Here is a 14,360-nt window from a genome sequence, read left to right on the forward strand (position 1 = left end):
GAGCATCATCATGCGCAAGACCCTGTTCACTGCTTCCGCGCTGGCCCTGGCGCTGACCGCACCCCTCGCCCAGGCTTTCGAGGCCGGGGACATCATCGTTCGCGCTGGTGCGGTTACCGTTGATCCGCGTGAAGATAGCAGCAGCCTGAAATTCGATGGAGCCAGTGCTGCCGGCACTAGCGCTACGCTGGATAGCGATACCCAACTGGGCCTGAACTTCGCTTACATGGTCACTAATCAGATCGGAATTGAACTGCTGGCGGCTACTCCGTTCAGCCATGAGGTCGGCGTTAAAGGCTTGGGTGCTGGCCTGGATGGCAAACTGGCGGATATCAAACATTTGCCGCCAACACTCAGCGTTGTTTATTACCCGCTGAATAGCCAGTCGGCATTTCAACCTTATGTAGGCTTGGGCGTTAACTACACTACGTTCTTCCAGGAAGATCTCACTGGCGCTCGTAAGGACCAAGGATTCAGCAATCTAGAGCTGGATGATTCATTCGGTCTCGCCGCCCAAGTAGGCATGGACTACATGCTCACGGACAAATTGATGCTGAACGCGCAGGTTCGCTATATCGACATCGACACCGAAGCGACCGTTGACGGACCGTCCGCACTTACCATTGGCAAAACAAAAGTTGACGTAGACGTCGATCCCTTCGTCTACATGGTCGGCCTCGGCTACAAGTTCTGACGCATCGGTCCAACCGAATCGCAGACAGACAAAAGGCGCCATTGGCGCCTTTTGTCTTTTCCGGTTTCGCTTACTTGCCCAACAAACGGGCCAGTCCTTGGCGCATGCTGGTGGGTGGCTCTGGCAAGCGGTAGCGCTGCACCAGCCGCGCATTGTTCGCCCGCGAATGGCGAATGTCTCCCGAGCGCGCCGCCTGATAGCTCACCTCGGGCAGATCCCCCAGCACATCGCCAATCGCGTCGAGCAGCTGGTTCAACGATGTAGCTTTGTTGAGCCCCACATTCACCGCCCCTTCCGGTGCGTCGGAGGCTTCCAGTGCTTGCACTAGCACCTCGACCAGGTCACCGATAAAGACGAAGTCCCGCGTCTGCTCCCCATCGCCGAACACCGCAATCGGCAGCCCCTTCTGCGCCCGCTCGGTAAAGATGCTGATGACCCCCGAATAGGGTGACGACGGATCCTGGCGTGGGCCGTAGACATTGAAGAAGCGGAACACCACAGGCTCCAGACCATGCTGGCGCCGATAGAAATCCAGGTAATGCTCGCTGGCCAGTTTGTCTGCAGCGTAAGGGGTCAGCGGCGCCTTCGCGGTATCTTCATCGATGGCCTGGCCTTCGCCATTGTTGCCATAGACCGCTGCGCTCGAAGCAAACAGCACGCGCTTCACACCCGCCTCTCGCATCGCCTCGCAAAGATTCAAGGTACCTATCAGGTTGCTCTGGTGGGTGCCAACCGGATCATCCACCGACGCCTGCACCGACGCGACAGCGGCCAAATGCACGACGGCCCGGCAGCCCTGTACCGCGCGACGAACACAGTCGACGTCGGCCACGTCGCCGACGATGAGTTCGAGCCGCTCATGCTGTTGCAGGTTCTCGCGTTTGCCGGTGGAAAGGTTATCCAGCACGCGGACGGCATAGCCGCGCGCCAGCAGGGCATCGACCAGATTGGAGCCGATGAAGCCGGCGCCACCTGTGATCAGGATCGGGGCATCAGCCATGGCGGTAATAACGCTCCAGCATGCTCGGCAGGCCGGTGCGCCAGGCACGCGGCTTGATGCCGAAGGTGGTGAATATCTTCTTGCAGGCCAACACACCGTGCTGCGGCTCAGCCGCGGCATCGGAACAGTCGGCGTGAGCGACCGGCGTCAGCTTGGCAGTTGTCACATCGCGATACCTGGCGGCCTCACCCAGCAGCGCCTGCGCGACCAGCAGCGGCGTCGAAGCTTCGTGACCGCCGTAATGATAGGTACCCCACAACGGCGCCTGGCAATCGAGCTGTTTGAGCACTGCGAGGATCACCCGGGCCGCGTCGTCCACCGGCGTCGGATTGCCACGGCGATCGTCCGCCAGCAGTATCGCCTCGCTCTGCTCCAGCCGTTGCAAGACTCGCCCCAACACACCGTCACGACTGTCGTCGAGCAGCCAGCCGAAACGCAGCAGCACATGACGCGGGCACAACGCCCGCACGCTCTGCTCGATGCGCCAGAGCGCCTGGCCCCGGGCATCCAGCGGTGCGACTTCATCCTTCTCGCTGTAGGCAGTGGTGCGTGCACCGTCGAATACACGGTAACTCGACGGCTGCAGGAGAACGAAATCGTGGTGCTGGCACAGCTCGGCAAGCCGCTCCACAGCCCGCTCCTGAGCCGCGAGCGCCGGCTCGTTGGGCTGTCCGCTCTGGAACCAGTCGTAGTAGTAGGCGAGGTTGATGACGACATCCGGACGGTTGTCGTCGAGCAACTGGGTAAGACTGGCGGCATCCCAGCCCTGGGTGGGCGGGCGCGGCGCGAGAAAGCCGATGTCTTCCTCGGCGCCGAGGCGGATGAGCGCCTGACCCAGGGCATTGCCGCCGCCCAACAGCATCAGGCGCATTCGCATTCAGGAAGGACTCAGAAGGGGATGTCGTCGTCGAAGCTGTCATAGTCCGGCGCGGGCTGCTGCCGGGCAGCAGGCTGCTGCGGCTGGGCCTGCTGACGCGGGGCCTGCTGCGGCTCGCGCTGCGGGCGCGGCTGGCGTGGCGCATCGTCGGAATTGCCACCACGGCCGCCGAGCAGCTGCATGGTGCCGTTCATATCAACAACGATCTCGGTGGTATAGCGCTTGACGCCATCCTTCTCCCACTCGCGCGTCTGCAGGCGACCTTCGATGTAGCACTGCGAACCCTTGCGCAGGTACTCGCCGGCGATTTCGGCGACCTTGCCGAACAGCACCACACGGTGCCACTCGGTACGCTCTTGCAGCTGACCGGTCTGCTTGTCTTTCCAGCTGTCGGTGGTTGCCAGCGTGATGTTGGTCACCGCATTGCCATTGGGCATGTAGCGGGTTTCCGGGTCGCCGCCGACATTGCCGATCAAGATGACTTTGTTCACCCCTCTGGCCATGGGTAACTCCTCTTGGAACATATGATTTAAATGGGCACCAGAGGCGATCCTGCCTCCAAAAACCCGATGACCGCGAATCTTACCTCAGCCACCCCTGACAACCAACCGACGCGCCCTCAAGTTGCGCCCCGGCACGCACTGCCGCGCTTTCTGCGCCAGCGTTCAGGCGACCAGGCGGTTGAGTGCGTCCCTATCCAGATACAGCGTATCGACCTTCACATAGGCCGCCGCCTCGTCAAGCACGATCAGCACATCGCTCACGCCAGGCACGTGCAGCAGGTCGGTCTCGAGCCGGGTGTTGCTCAGCGCGCCGGCCGAAAGCGGCAGGCGCAGGCTGGTGACATAGGGAGGCTCGCGCATGCTGAAGGCGATCACGAACCACAGTGCGCAGAGTGCCGCACAGCCAGCGAACACCAGGCCCAGCCCGCCCTGCTGATAGAGCATCCCGCCTAGAACGCCGCCCACGCCGGCACCGAGGAACTGACTGGTGGAATAGACCCCCATGGCGGTGCCCTTCCCGCCGGCCGGCGCTACCTTGCTGATCAAGGACGGCAGCGAGGCCTCCAGCAGATTGAAGGCCACGAAGAAGGCGACCATGCCTATCACCAGCATCCACAGGCCGTTGCCGAACCACCAGAAGAACAGCTCGCACAGCAGCAGCGCAGAGACGGCACCGAGCAACACGCGGCGCATCTGGCGCTTCTTCTCGCCATAGATGATGAACGGGACCATGCCGAAGAAGCCGATCAACAACGCGGTGAGGTAGACCCACCAGTGCTCGTCCTTCGGCAGTGCGCCCTGCTCCACCAACGCCAGCGGCAGCGCGACGAAGCTGGCCATCAGAATCGCGTGCAGCGCCAGAATACTGAAATCCAGGCGCAGCAGGTCTGGATGACGCAGCGTCAGACCCAGCGCCTGCCTGGCGACCCCGGATTCCCGATGGCGGAAATGAGCCTGGGCCTTGGGCAGCAGCGCAACGATGAGCCCGCCTACCACTGCCATCGCCGCCGTCACCCAGAACAACCCGGAAAGACCGAAGGCACGCGTCAACAGGGGCCCGATGATCATCGCCACAGCAAAGGACAGGCCGATGCTCACCCCGATCAGCGCCATCGCCTTGGTTCGATGCTGCTCGCGGGTCAGGTCGGAGAGCAAGGCCATCACCGCGGCGGAGATCGCACCGGCACCCTGCAGCACCCGCCCTGCGATTACACCCCAGATGCTGTCGGACATCGCCGCCAGCACCGCGCCGGCGGCGAAGATCGCCAGACCGAAATAGATGATAGGCAAGCGCCCGATGCGGTCGGACAGAATACCGAAGGGAATTTGCAGCAGCGCCTGGGTCAAACCATAGGCACCGATGGCCAATCCGATCAGGGTCGGCGTTGCGCCGTCCAGATCCATACCGTAGGTCGCCAGCACGGGCAAAACCATGAACATGCCGAGCATGCGGAAAGCGAACACCAGCGCCAGCCCGGAGGCTGCGCGAGTTTCGCTGGCGCTCATGCGCTCGCTGTAGGGGTCCTGCATGGAGGGTCTCGCTTGTATGAACCGGCGGCGATTCTAGCAGCCCTACCCTGTTCGGCACAGGCGCACGGTTTTGCCGCGACCATAACCCCGGCCGTATACTTTCGGGTTTTCGCCCGCCACGCGAGGCTGTTTTGGACAAGATTCTGATTCGTGGGGCCCGCACCCACAACTTGAAGAACATCGATCTCACCCTGCCACGCGACAAGCTGATCGTCATCACCGGCCTCTCCGGCTCCGGCAAGTCTTCACTGGCGTTCGATACGCTTTATGCCGAAGGCCAGCGCCGCTACGTCGAATCGCTCTCGGCCTACGCCCGGCAGTTCCTCTCGATGATGGAAAAGCCTGATGTCGATACCATCGAAGGGCTCTCCCCGGCCATTTCCATCGAGCAGAAATCCACCTCGCACAACCCGCGCTCCACCGTCGGCACCATCACCGAGATCTACGACTACCTGCGCCTGCTCTACGCACGGGTCGGCACACCACGCTGCCCGGACCATGACGCGCCGCTGGAAGCGCAGACCGTCAGCCAGATGGTCGACCAGGTGCTGGCACTGCCCGAGGGCCGCAAGCTGATGCTGCTGGCTCCGGTCATCCGCGAGCGCAAGGGCGAGCACCTGGCGGTGTTCGATGAGCTGCGTGCCCAGGGCTTCGTCCGCGCCCGCGTCAACGGCCGCCTCTATGAGCTGGACGAACTGCCCAAGCTGGACAAGCAGAAGAAGCACTCCATCGATGTCGTGGTGGATCGCTTCAAGGTCCGTGGCGACCTGCAACAGCGCCTGGCCGAATCCTTCGAGACGGCGCTGAAACTGGCGGACGGCATCGCGCTGGTCGCGCCCATGGAGGAGGATGACGAAGGCGAGGAGATGATCTTCTCGGCGCGCTTCGCCTGCCCGATCTGCGGCCACTCCATCAGCGAGCTGGAACCCAAGCTTTTCTCTTTCAACAATCCGGCAGGGGCCTGTCCGACCTGCGATGGCCTCGGGGTCAAGCAGTTCTTCGATGCCAAGCGCCTGGTCAACGGCGAGCTGACCCTGGCCGAGGGCGCGATTCGCGGCTGGGACCGGCGCAACGTCTACTATTTCCAGATGCTCGGCTCACTGGCCTCGCATTGCGGCTTCAGCCTGGACGAACCCTTCGACTCGCTGGCGGCTGACCATCAAAAGTACATTTTGCGTGGCAGTGGCCGTGAGAACGTCGAGTTCCGCTATCTCAACGACCGCGGCGACATCGTCAAACGTTCGCACCCGTTCGAAGGCATCATCCCCAACCTCGAGCGCCGCTACCGCGAGACCGAATCCAATTCCGTACGCGAGGAGCTGGCCAAATACCTCAGCACCCAGCCCTGCCCGGAATGCCGCGGCACGCGCTTGCGCCGCGAAGCCCGCCACGTATGGGTCGGCGACAAGACCCTGCCGGCAGTCACGGCACTGCCCATCGGTGACGCCACCAATTATTTCGGCGGACTTTCGCTCAGCGGCCGTCGCGGCGAAATCGCCGACAAGATCCTCAAGGAGATCCGCGAGCGTCTGCAGTTCCTGGTCAACGTCGGCCTCGACTACCTGACCCTGGACCGCAGCGCGGACACGCTGTCCGGCGGCGAGGCCCAGCGCATCCGCCTGGCGAGCCAGATCGGCGCCGGCCTGGTCGGCGTGATGTACATCCTCGATGAGCCGTCGATCGGCCTGCACCAGCGCGACAATGAACGCCTGCTCGGTACCCTGCGCCACCTGCGCGACATCGGCAATACGGTGATCGTGGTCGAGCACGACGAGGACGCCATCCGCCTTGCCGACTACGTAGTCGACATCGGGCCGGGTGCCGGCGTGCACGGCGGCCGCATCGTCGCCGAAGGCACGCCGGACGAGGTGATGGCGCACCCGAACTCGCTGACTGGCAAGTACCTGTCCGGCCGAGTGAAGATCAACTATCCGCCGGAGCGCACCCGTCGCGATTCGAAAAAGCTGCTCAAGCTAAAGGGCGCCCGTGGCAACAACCTGCGCAACGTCGACCTGGAGATTCCGGTTGGCCTGCTGACCTGCATCACCGGCGTGTCCGGCTCGGGCAAATCGACGCTGATCAACAACACACTGTTCCCGATCACCGCCACGGCACTCAATGGTGCGACCACGCTGGAGGTCGCACCCTACGACAGCTTCGATGGCCTGCAGCACCTGGACAAGGTCGTCGACATCGACCAGAGCCCCATCGGCCGCACCCCGCGCTCCAACCCGGCAACCTACACTGGCCTGTTCACGCCGATTCGCGAGCTGTTCGCTGGCGTGCCGGAAGCCCGTTCTCGCGGTTACGGGCCAGGGCGTTTCTCCTTCAACGTCAAGGGTGGCCGCTGCGAAGCCTGCCAAGGCGACGGCGTGATCAAGGTGGAGATGCACTTCCTGCCGGATATCTACGTTCCCTGCGATGTGTGCAAGGGCAAGCGCTACAACCGTGAGACGCTGGAGGTGAAGTACAAGGGCAAGAGCATCACCGAGGTGCTGGACATGACCATCGAGGAAGCCCGCGAGTTCTTCGATCCGGTGCCGGCGGTGGCGCGCAAGCTGCAGACGCTGATGGACGTCGGGCTGTCGTACATCAAGCTGGGACAGAGCGCGACCACGCTATCCGGCGGTGAGGCGCAGCGGGTCAAGCTGTCCCGCGAGCTGTCCAAGCGCGACACCGGCAAGACTCTGTACATCCTCGACGAACCCACCACCGGCCTGCATTTTGCCGACATCCAGCAACTGCTCGACGTGCTGCATCGCCTACGCGACCATGGCAACACCGTGGTGGTCATCGAGCACAACCTGGACGTGATCAAGACCGCCGACTGGCTGGTCGACCTCGGGCCGGAAGGCGGCTCCAAGGGCGGTCAGATCATCGCCAGCGGCACACCGGAAGAGGTCGCGGAAATGCCGCAATCGCACACCGGACATTTCCTCAAACCGCTGCTGGAGCGCGACCGCCACTGACGAGCAGCCACAAAAAAAAAACCGGCCTCTTACGAGGCCGGCTTCTAAACGCTCCACGCTCGATATGGCTTAGGCGACTTCGTTCGGATCGATGCCAAGCCCCCGGGCGACACCTGCTCCGTATGCCGGGTCGGCCTTGAAGAAGTGACCCAGCTGACGCAACTGTACGTCACGCGAAACGCCCATCATCGCACCGACTATATTCCCGATCAGCAGGTTCTGCTGCTCGGCTGTCATCAGACGGAACAGAGCACCCGCCTGGCTGAAATAGTCCTCATCGGCCCTGTGGTCATACCGGTCAGCTGCGCCGGAGAGCGCAAGCGCCGGTTCGGCGTATTGCGCCGCCTGCTTGGGGGCGTCGCTATAGCTGTTCGGCTCGTAGTTTGGCGCCGAACCACCGTTGCCATCAAAACGCATCGCGCCATCACGCTGATAGTTGTGGACCGGGCAACGCGGCGCATTGACCGGAAGCTGCTGATGGTTGGTGCCGACGCGGTAGCGATGGGCATCGGCGTAAGCGAATACCCGCCCCTGCAGCATGCGATCCGGCGACAGGCCGATACCCGGGACGACGTTGCTCGGGGCAAAGGCAGCCTGTTCGACCTCGGCGAAATAGTTCTGCGGATTGCGATTCAGCTCGACTACCCCCACTTCGATCAGCGGAAACTCCTTCTGCGACCAGACCTTGGTGACGTCGAAAGGATTTTCGGCACGGCTGGCCGCCTCCGCCTCGCTCATCGCCTGGATGCAGAGCTTCCACCTGGGAAACTCGCTCCGCTCGATCGCGTGGAAAAGATCCCGCTGCGCATAATCGGGATCGCTGCCGGCAAGGCGTGCTGCCTCGCTCGGATGCAGGTTTCTGATCCCTTGCATGCTCTTGAAGTGGAACTTCACCCAGTGCCGCTCGCCTTCACTATTGACCAGGCTGAAGGTGTGGCTGCCGAAGCCGTGCATGAACCGATAACCATCGGGGATGCCACGATCGGAAAACAGGATGGTGACCTGATGCAACGCCTCGGGCGAGTGCGACCAGAAGTCCCACATCATCTGCGGGCTCTTCAGATTGGTCCGTGGGCCACGCTTTTGCGTATGGATGAAATCCGGAAATTTCAGCGGATCGCGGATGAAGAAGACCGGCGTGTTGTTACCCACCACGTCCCAATTGCCTTCCTCGGTATAGAACTTCACCGCGAAGCCGCGAGGATCACGCTCGGTATCCGCCGAGCCGCGCTCACCCCCTACCGTGGAAAAGCGCAGGAACAGGGGCGTTTGCTTGCCAACGGACTCGAACAGCTTGGCACGGGTGAGGTGAGTTATGTCTGCGGTCACGGTAAACGTGCCATAGGCGCCGGAGCCCTTGGCGTGCACACGACGCTCCGGAATGACTTCGCGGTTGAAATGGGCGAGCTTTTCGACCAGGTGGAAGTCATCCAGCAACAAAGGGCCACGAGGCCCGGCTGAACGAGAATTCTGATTGTCGGCAACGGGGGCGCCACCAGCGGTGGTGAGGGTCTTGCCTTGGCTCATGCTGTATCTCCTTGTACATACCGGTTAAGTCGGCTTGAGGAGAATTCTAACGAGACGCCAATAAAGAACTAATTTATTAAACAAACCAATCTGATAGAGCGTAACCATCGCTAAGACAATAAAAAACCGGGCCTAGGCCCGGTTCTTCATACAGAGACCGATTACTCGGCTGCGGCTTCGACCTCACCAGCGACCGGACGGTCAACCAGCTCGACGTAAGCCATAGGTGCGTTGTCCCCTGCGCGGAAACCGCACTTGAGGATGCGCAGATAACCGCCCTGACGGGTGGCGTAGCGCTTGCCCAGATCGTTGAACAGCTTGCCTACGGCAGCTTTCGAACGGGTACGGTCGAACGCCAGGCGGCGGTTGGCAACGCTGTCTTCCTTGGCCAGGGTGATCAGCGGCTCGGCAACGCGACGCAGTTCCTTGGCCTTGGGCAGGGTGGTCTTGATCAGTTCGTGCTCGAACAGCGACACCGCCATGTTCTGGAACATGGCCTTGCGGTGGGCGCTGGTGCGGCTCAGATGACGGCCACTTTTACGATGACGCATGATTGAAATTCCTTACCAAACGTTCAGTTCGGTTACTGGGGGCGATCAGGCAGTGGCCTTATCGTCCTTCTTGAGACTTGCCGGCGGCCAGTTATCCAGGCGCATACCGAGGGACAAACCACGCGAAGCCAGAACGTCCTTGATCTCGGTCAGGGACTTCTTGCCCAGGTTCGGCGTTTTCAACAGCTCTACTTCGGTGCGCTGGATCAGATCACCAATGTAGTAGATGTTTTCTGCCTTGAGGCAGTTGGCCGAACGTACGGTCAGTTCCAGGTCATCCACCGGACGCAACAGGATCGGATCGATCTCGTCTTCCTGCTCGACAACCACCGGCTCGCTGTCGCCTTTCAGGTCGACGAACGCAGCCAGCTGCTGTTGCAGGATGGTCGCTGCACGACGGATCGCCTCTTCGGGATCCAGGGTGCCGTTGGTTTCCAGGTCAATGACCAGCTTGTCCAGGTTGGTGCGCTGCTCGACACGAGCATTCTCGACCACATAAGCCACGCGACGAACCGGGCTGAAGGTGGCGTCGAGCTGAAGACGGCCGATGCTACGGCTTTCATCTTCGTCGCTCTGACGCGCATCAGCAGGCTCGTAACCACGGCCGCGAGCGACCTTGAGCTTCATGTTGAGCGAGCCGTTGGCCGCCAGATTGGCGATCAGGTGATCGCCATTGACGATTTCAACATCGTGATCCAGCTGGATATCGGCAGCGGTAACAGCGCCCGCGCCCTTCTTCACCAGGCTCAAGGTCACTTCATCACGGCCGTGCAGCTTGATGGCGATACCTTTGAGGTTGAGCAGGATTTCGATTACATCTTCCTGCACGCCCTCGATGGCGCTGTACTCGTGGAGCACACCGTCGATCTCAGCCTCGACCACAGCGCAGCCGGGCATGGAGGACAACAGAATACGACGCAGCGCGTTGCCCAGGGTGTGGCCAAAACCACGCTCGAGGGGCTCGAGAGTGATCTTGGCACGGGTCGGACTGACCACCTGCACATCGATATGGCGGGGGGTCAGGAACTCATTTACCGAACTCTGCATGGATACACCTATTTTCTAGCCCTTACTTGGAGTAGAGCTCGACAATCAGGTTTTCGTTGATGTCGGCGGACAGATCGCTGCGAGCCGGAACATTCTTGAAAACACCGGATTTCTTGTCGGCGTCTACTTCGACCCATTCAACGCGGCCGCGCTGTGCGCACAGTTCGAGGGCCTGGGCGATACGCAGCTGGTTACGGCACTTCTCGCGAACAGCAACCACGTCACCGGCTTTAACCTGGTAGGACGGGATGTTCACGGTCTGACCGTTGACTGTGATCGACTTGTGCGACACCAGCTGACGCGATTCGGCACGAGTGGAGCCGAAGCCCATACGGTACACGACGTTGTCCAGGCGGCATTCGAGCAGCTGCAGCAGGTTTTCGCCGGTAGCGCCCTTACGACTGGCGGCTTCCTTGTAGTAACCGCTGAACTGACGCTCCAGCACACCGTAGATGCGGCGGACTTTCTGCTTCTCGCGCAGCTGAGTGCCGTAGTCGGACAGACGGCCACGACGCTGACCATGTACACCCGGCGGGGTTTCAATGTTGCACTTGGATTCGAGCGCGCGCGCACCACTCTTCAGGAAGAGATCAGTGCCTTCACGACGAGACAGTTTGCACTTGGGACCAATATAACGAGCCATTCTTTACTGTCTCCTGATTACACGCGGCGCTTCTTCGGCGGACGGCACCCGTTATGCGGGATCGGCGTCACGTCGGTGATGCTGGCGATTTTATAGCCGCAGGCGTTCAGAGCACGCACAGCGGATTCGCGACCCGGACCTGGGCCCTTGACGTTGACGTCGAGGTTCTTCAGACCGTATTCCAGAGCGGCCTGACCAGCGCGCTCAGCGGCGATCTGAGCAGCGAACGGAGTGGACTTACGCGAACCGCGGAAGCCCGAACCACCGGAGGTAGCCCAGGACAGCGCATTGCCCTGACGATCAGTGATGGTCACGATGGTGTTATTGAAAGACGCGTGGATGTGGGCGATGCCATCAACCACTGTCTTTTTGACTTTTTTACGAGGACGAGCAGCAGGTTTTGCCATGACTAGATTCCTGTCGATTCGCTAACGCGATTACTTGCGGATCGGCTTGCGCGGGCCCTTACGGGTACGTGCGTTGGTCTTGGTGCGCTGACCGCGAACCGGCAGACCACGACGATGACGCAGGCCGCGATAGCAACCCAGGTCCATCAAGCGCTTGATTTTCATGTTGACTTCGCGACGCAGGTCGCCTTCAACGATGAACTTGCCGACTTCGCCACGCAGCAGTTCGACCTGCTCGTCGGAAAGATCCTTGATCTTTGCTGCCGGATTCACACCGGTAGCAGCGCAGATTTCCTGCGCGCGGGTGCGACCAACACCGTAGATGTAGGTCAGCGAGATAACAGTGTGCTTGTTATCCGGAATGTTGACGCCTGCAATACGGGCCATTCAGTGAAACTCCAATTGACAGCTACCTACGCCCCGGAAGCCAAGAAAAGGGCGCGAGATATTAACGCTGTAATAACAAATATTCAACCCGGCAGCGCACTAGCTGCCGGGTTCTCACGCTTTACACAATCAGCCTTGGCGCTGCTTGTGACGCGGTTCTGCGCTGCAGATCACGCGCACGACACCGTCGCGACGAATGACCTTGCAGTTGCGGCACAGCTTTTTAACCGATGCACGAACTTTCATCACCAACTCCTAGAACCTTACGAGCAACCTCAGCGGAGCATGCCGCTGCCGTAGCCCTTCAGGTTGGCTTTCTTCATCAGGGAATCGTACTGGTGCGACATGAGGTGCGATTGCACTTGGGACATGAAGTCCATGACAACCACAACCACGATCAGCAACGAGGTCCCACCGAGGTAGAACGGCACATTCGCTGCAACCACGAGAAACTGCGGCAACAGGCATACAGCCGTCATGTACAGGGCGCCGAACATGGTCAAGCGAGTCAGCACGCCATCGATATAACGCGCCGATTGCTCACCAGGACGAATCCCGGGAATAAACGCACCGGACTTCTTCAGATTCTCAGCAACATCCTTCGGGTTGAACATCAACGCCGTATAGAAGAAGCAGAAGAATATGATGCCAGCACTGAACAGCAGGATATTCAACGGCTGCCCTGGGGCAATCGCCTGCGAGATGTCAGCCAACCAGCCCATGCTCTCGGATTGACCGAACCACTGACCAAGCGAGGCAGGGAACAACAGGATGCTGCTAGCGAAGATGGCCGGGATAACCCCCGCCATATTCACCTTCAACGGCAAATGGCTGGTCTGCGCAGCGAAAACCTTACGACCTTGCTGCCGCTTGGCGTAGTGCACGGCGATACGCCGCTGGCCACGCTCGATGAAGACCACGAAACCGATGATTGCAACAGCCAGGAGGCCAACAGCAAGCAGCGCAATGATGTTGATGTCGCCCTGACGAGCAGACTCGAAGGACTGGCCAAGCGCGCCCGGCAACCCCGCGACGATACCAGCGAAGATCAGCATCGAGATGCCGTTACCAACGCCTCGCTCGGTGATCTGCTCACCCAGCCACATCATGAACATCGCACCAGACACGAAGGTTGTGATGGCGACGAAGTAGAAGCCGAAATCGTTGCTGAACGCGACCCCCTGACCGGCCAGACCGACGGACATGCCGACGGCCTGAACGATCGCGAGCACCAGCGTGCCGTAACGGGTGTACTGGCTGATCTTGCGACGCCCGGCCTCACCTTCTTTCTTCAACTGCTCCAGCTGCGGACTGACAGCGGTCATGAGCTGCATGATGATCGAGGCCGAAATGTACGGCATGATCCCCAATGCAAAGATGCTCATGCGCTCCAGCGCGCCGCCGGAAAACATGTTGAACAAGCTAAGGATGGTCCCCTCGTTCTGACGGAACAGTTCGGCCAGTCGATCGGGATTGATCCCGGGAACAGGGATGTGTGCGCCAATCCGGTAGACGATGATCGCCATGAACAGAAAGCGCAGACGAGCCCATAGTTCGGACAGACCACCATTACTCAGCGCGGAGAGAGCACCTTGCTTAGCCATTTATTCCTCGAACTTGCCGCCAGCTGCTTCGATAGCCGCACGCGCACCCTTGGTGGCTGCGATACCCTTGAGCGTCACCGCACGACCAACCTCGCCGGACAGCATGATTTTCACGCGCTGTACGTTCTGGTTGATGACGTTGGCGTCTTTCAGGCTTTGCACGGTAACGACATCACCCTCGACCTTTGCCAACTCGGAAGTACGCACTTCCGCGCGATCCATAGCCTTCAGCGAGACGAAACCGAACTTCGGCAGACGGCGGTGCAACGGCTGCTGACCACCCTCGAAACCGGGAGCAATCTTGCCACCGGAACGGGAAGTCTGACCCTTGTGACCACGGCCACCGGTCTTACCGAGACCGCTACCGATACCACGACCGGGACGCAGCTTTTCGCGACGGGCACCCGGCGCGGAACGCAGATCGTTCAATTGCATGATTAGCCCTCCACACGGAGAAGGTAATAGGCCTTGTTGATCATGCCACGGTTCTCAGGAGTATCCTGAACCTCAACGGTATGACCAATGCGACGCAGGCCCAAGCCCTTGACGCACGCCTTGTGATTGGCCAGACGGCCGTTCACGCTTTTGACCAGCGTGACTTTGACAGTAGCGTTAGCCATG

At 60.7% G+C, this 14,360-nt stretch carries 16 protein-coding genes; 2 read left to right on the top strand and 14 right to left on the bottom strand.

Features of this window, described 5'->3' with window-relative positions:
* The first annotated feature begins 10 nt into the window (after positions 1-10).
* Positions 11-694, top strand: coding sequence for an OmpW/AlkL family protein (locus ACX1DW_RS13340; protein ID WP_200600354.1), 684 nt, complete (start codon positions 11-13; stop codon positions 692-694).
* Positions 695-764: 70 nt separating this feature from the next.
* Here the strand turns inward: ACX1DW_RS13340 and ACX1DW_RS13345 are convergent, their stop codons facing one another.
* The 4 genes from ACX1DW_RS13345 to ACX1DW_RS13360 all read right to left on the bottom strand — a co-directional run bounded on the left by ACX1DW_RS13345 (position 765) and on the right by ACX1DW_RS13360 (position 4,604).
* Positions 765-1,694 carry an NAD-dependent epimerase/dehydratase family protein gene (locus ACX1DW_RS13345; RefSeq protein WP_200600356.1) on the bottom strand — a complete coding sequence of 310 codons (930 nt, stop codon included), beginning with the start codon at positions 1,692-1,694 and terminating at the stop codon, positions 765-767.
* Complete coding sequence (locus ACX1DW_RS13350) at positions 1,687-2,571, bottom strand: sugar nucleotide-binding protein (RefSeq protein WP_200600358.1); 885 nt, start codon at positions 2,569-2,571, stop codon at positions 1,687-1,689. The genes ACX1DW_RS13345 and ACX1DW_RS13350 overlap by 8 nt, the downstream gene beginning before the upstream one ends.
* Positions 2,572-2,582: 11 nt before the next feature.
* Positions 2,583-3,074: a single-stranded DNA-binding protein gene (locus tag ACX1DW_RS13355; RefSeq protein ID WP_063544073.1), complete on the bottom strand. Its 492-nt coding sequence runs from the start codon at positions 3,072-3,074 to the stop codon at positions 2,583-2,585.
* A gap of 162 nt (positions 3,075-3,236) precedes the next feature.
* The gene (locus ACX1DW_RS13360) at positions 3,237-4,604 is read right to left on the bottom strand and encodes an MFS transporter (protein WP_200600360.1); all 1,368 of its coding nucleotides are present in this window, start codon (positions 4,602-4,604) and stop codon (positions 3,237-3,239) included.
* A 131-nt stretch (positions 4,605-4,735) separates the two neighbouring features.
* Between ACX1DW_RS13360 and uvrA the strand changes: the two genes are divergently transcribed.
* The gene (uvrA, locus tag ACX1DW_RS13365) at positions 4,736-7,573 is read left to right on the top strand and encodes an excinuclease ABC subunit UvrA (RefSeq protein ID WP_200600362.1); all 2,838 of its coding nucleotides are present in this window, start codon (positions 4,736-4,738) and stop codon (positions 7,571-7,573) included.
* A gap of 69 nt (positions 7,574-7,642) precedes the next feature.
* Here the strand turns inward: uvrA and ACX1DW_RS13370 are convergent, their stop codons facing one another.
* The 10 genes from ACX1DW_RS13370 to rpmD form a co-directional block, all read right to left on the bottom strand.
* Positions 7,643-9,100, bottom strand: a complete 1,458-nt coding sequence (locus ACX1DW_RS13370) for a catalase (RefSeq protein ID WP_200600364.1) — start codon at positions 9,098-9,100, stop codon at positions 7,643-7,645.
* A 161-nt stretch (positions 9,101-9,261) separates the two neighbouring features.
* Positions 9,262-9,651, bottom strand: coding sequence for a 50S ribosomal protein L17 (rplQ, locus tag ACX1DW_RS13375; RefSeq protein ID WP_011912000.1), 390 nt, complete (start codon positions 9,649-9,651; stop codon positions 9,262-9,264).
* 45 nt (positions 9,652-9,696) lie between these two features.
* A complete protein-coding gene (locus tag ACX1DW_RS13380) occupies positions 9,697-10,698 on the bottom strand; it encodes a DNA-directed RNA polymerase subunit alpha (RefSeq protein WP_003293045.1) in 1,002 nt (333 codons plus the stop codon).
* Positions 10,699-10,720: 22 nt separating this feature from the next.
* Complete coding sequence (gene rpsD, locus ACX1DW_RS13385; RefSeq protein WP_011911999.1) at positions 10,721-11,341, bottom strand: 30S ribosomal protein S4; 621 nt, start codon at positions 11,339-11,341, stop codon at positions 10,721-10,723.
* 17 nt (positions 11,342-11,358) lie between these two features.
* The gene (gene rpsK, locus ACX1DW_RS13390) at positions 11,359-11,748 is read right to left on the bottom strand and encodes a 30S ribosomal protein S11 (protein WP_003281811.1); all 390 of its coding nucleotides are present in this window, start codon (positions 11,746-11,748) and stop codon (positions 11,359-11,361) included.
* Positions 11,749-11,778: 30 nt separating this feature from the next.
* Positions 11,779-12,135 carry a 30S ribosomal protein S13 gene (rpsM, locus tag ACX1DW_RS13395; RefSeq protein ID WP_003289190.1) on the bottom strand — a complete coding sequence of 119 codons (357 nt, stop codon included), beginning with the start codon at positions 12,133-12,135 and terminating at the stop codon, positions 11,779-11,781.
* A gap of 129 nt (positions 12,136-12,264) precedes the next feature.
* Positions 12,265-12,381 carry a 50S ribosomal protein L36 gene (gene rpmJ, locus ACX1DW_RS13400; RefSeq protein WP_043217073.1) on the bottom strand — a complete coding sequence of 39 codons (117 nt, stop codon included), beginning with the start codon at positions 12,379-12,381 and terminating at the stop codon, positions 12,265-12,267.
* Between the two features lie 29 nt (positions 12,382-12,410).
* Positions 12,411-13,739, bottom strand: coding sequence for a preprotein translocase subunit SecY (secY, locus tag ACX1DW_RS13405; RefSeq protein WP_063544065.1), 1,329 nt, complete (start codon positions 13,737-13,739; stop codon positions 12,411-12,413).
* Positions 13,740-14,174, bottom strand: a complete 435-nt coding sequence (gene rplO / locus ACX1DW_RS13410; RefSeq protein WP_003293041.1) for a 50S ribosomal protein L15 — start codon at positions 14,172-14,174, stop codon at positions 13,740-13,742.
* 2 nt (positions 14,175-14,176) lie between these two features.
* Positions 14,177-14,359 (bottom strand): 50S ribosomal protein L30, encoded by a 183-nt coding sequence (rpmD, locus tag ACX1DW_RS13415; RefSeq protein ID WP_003289195.1) that lies wholly within the window; start codon positions 14,357-14,359, stop codon positions 14,177-14,179.
* Position 14,360: the final 1 nt, after the last annotated feature.

The organism is Stutzerimonas sp. KH-1 (assembly GCF_054483855.1).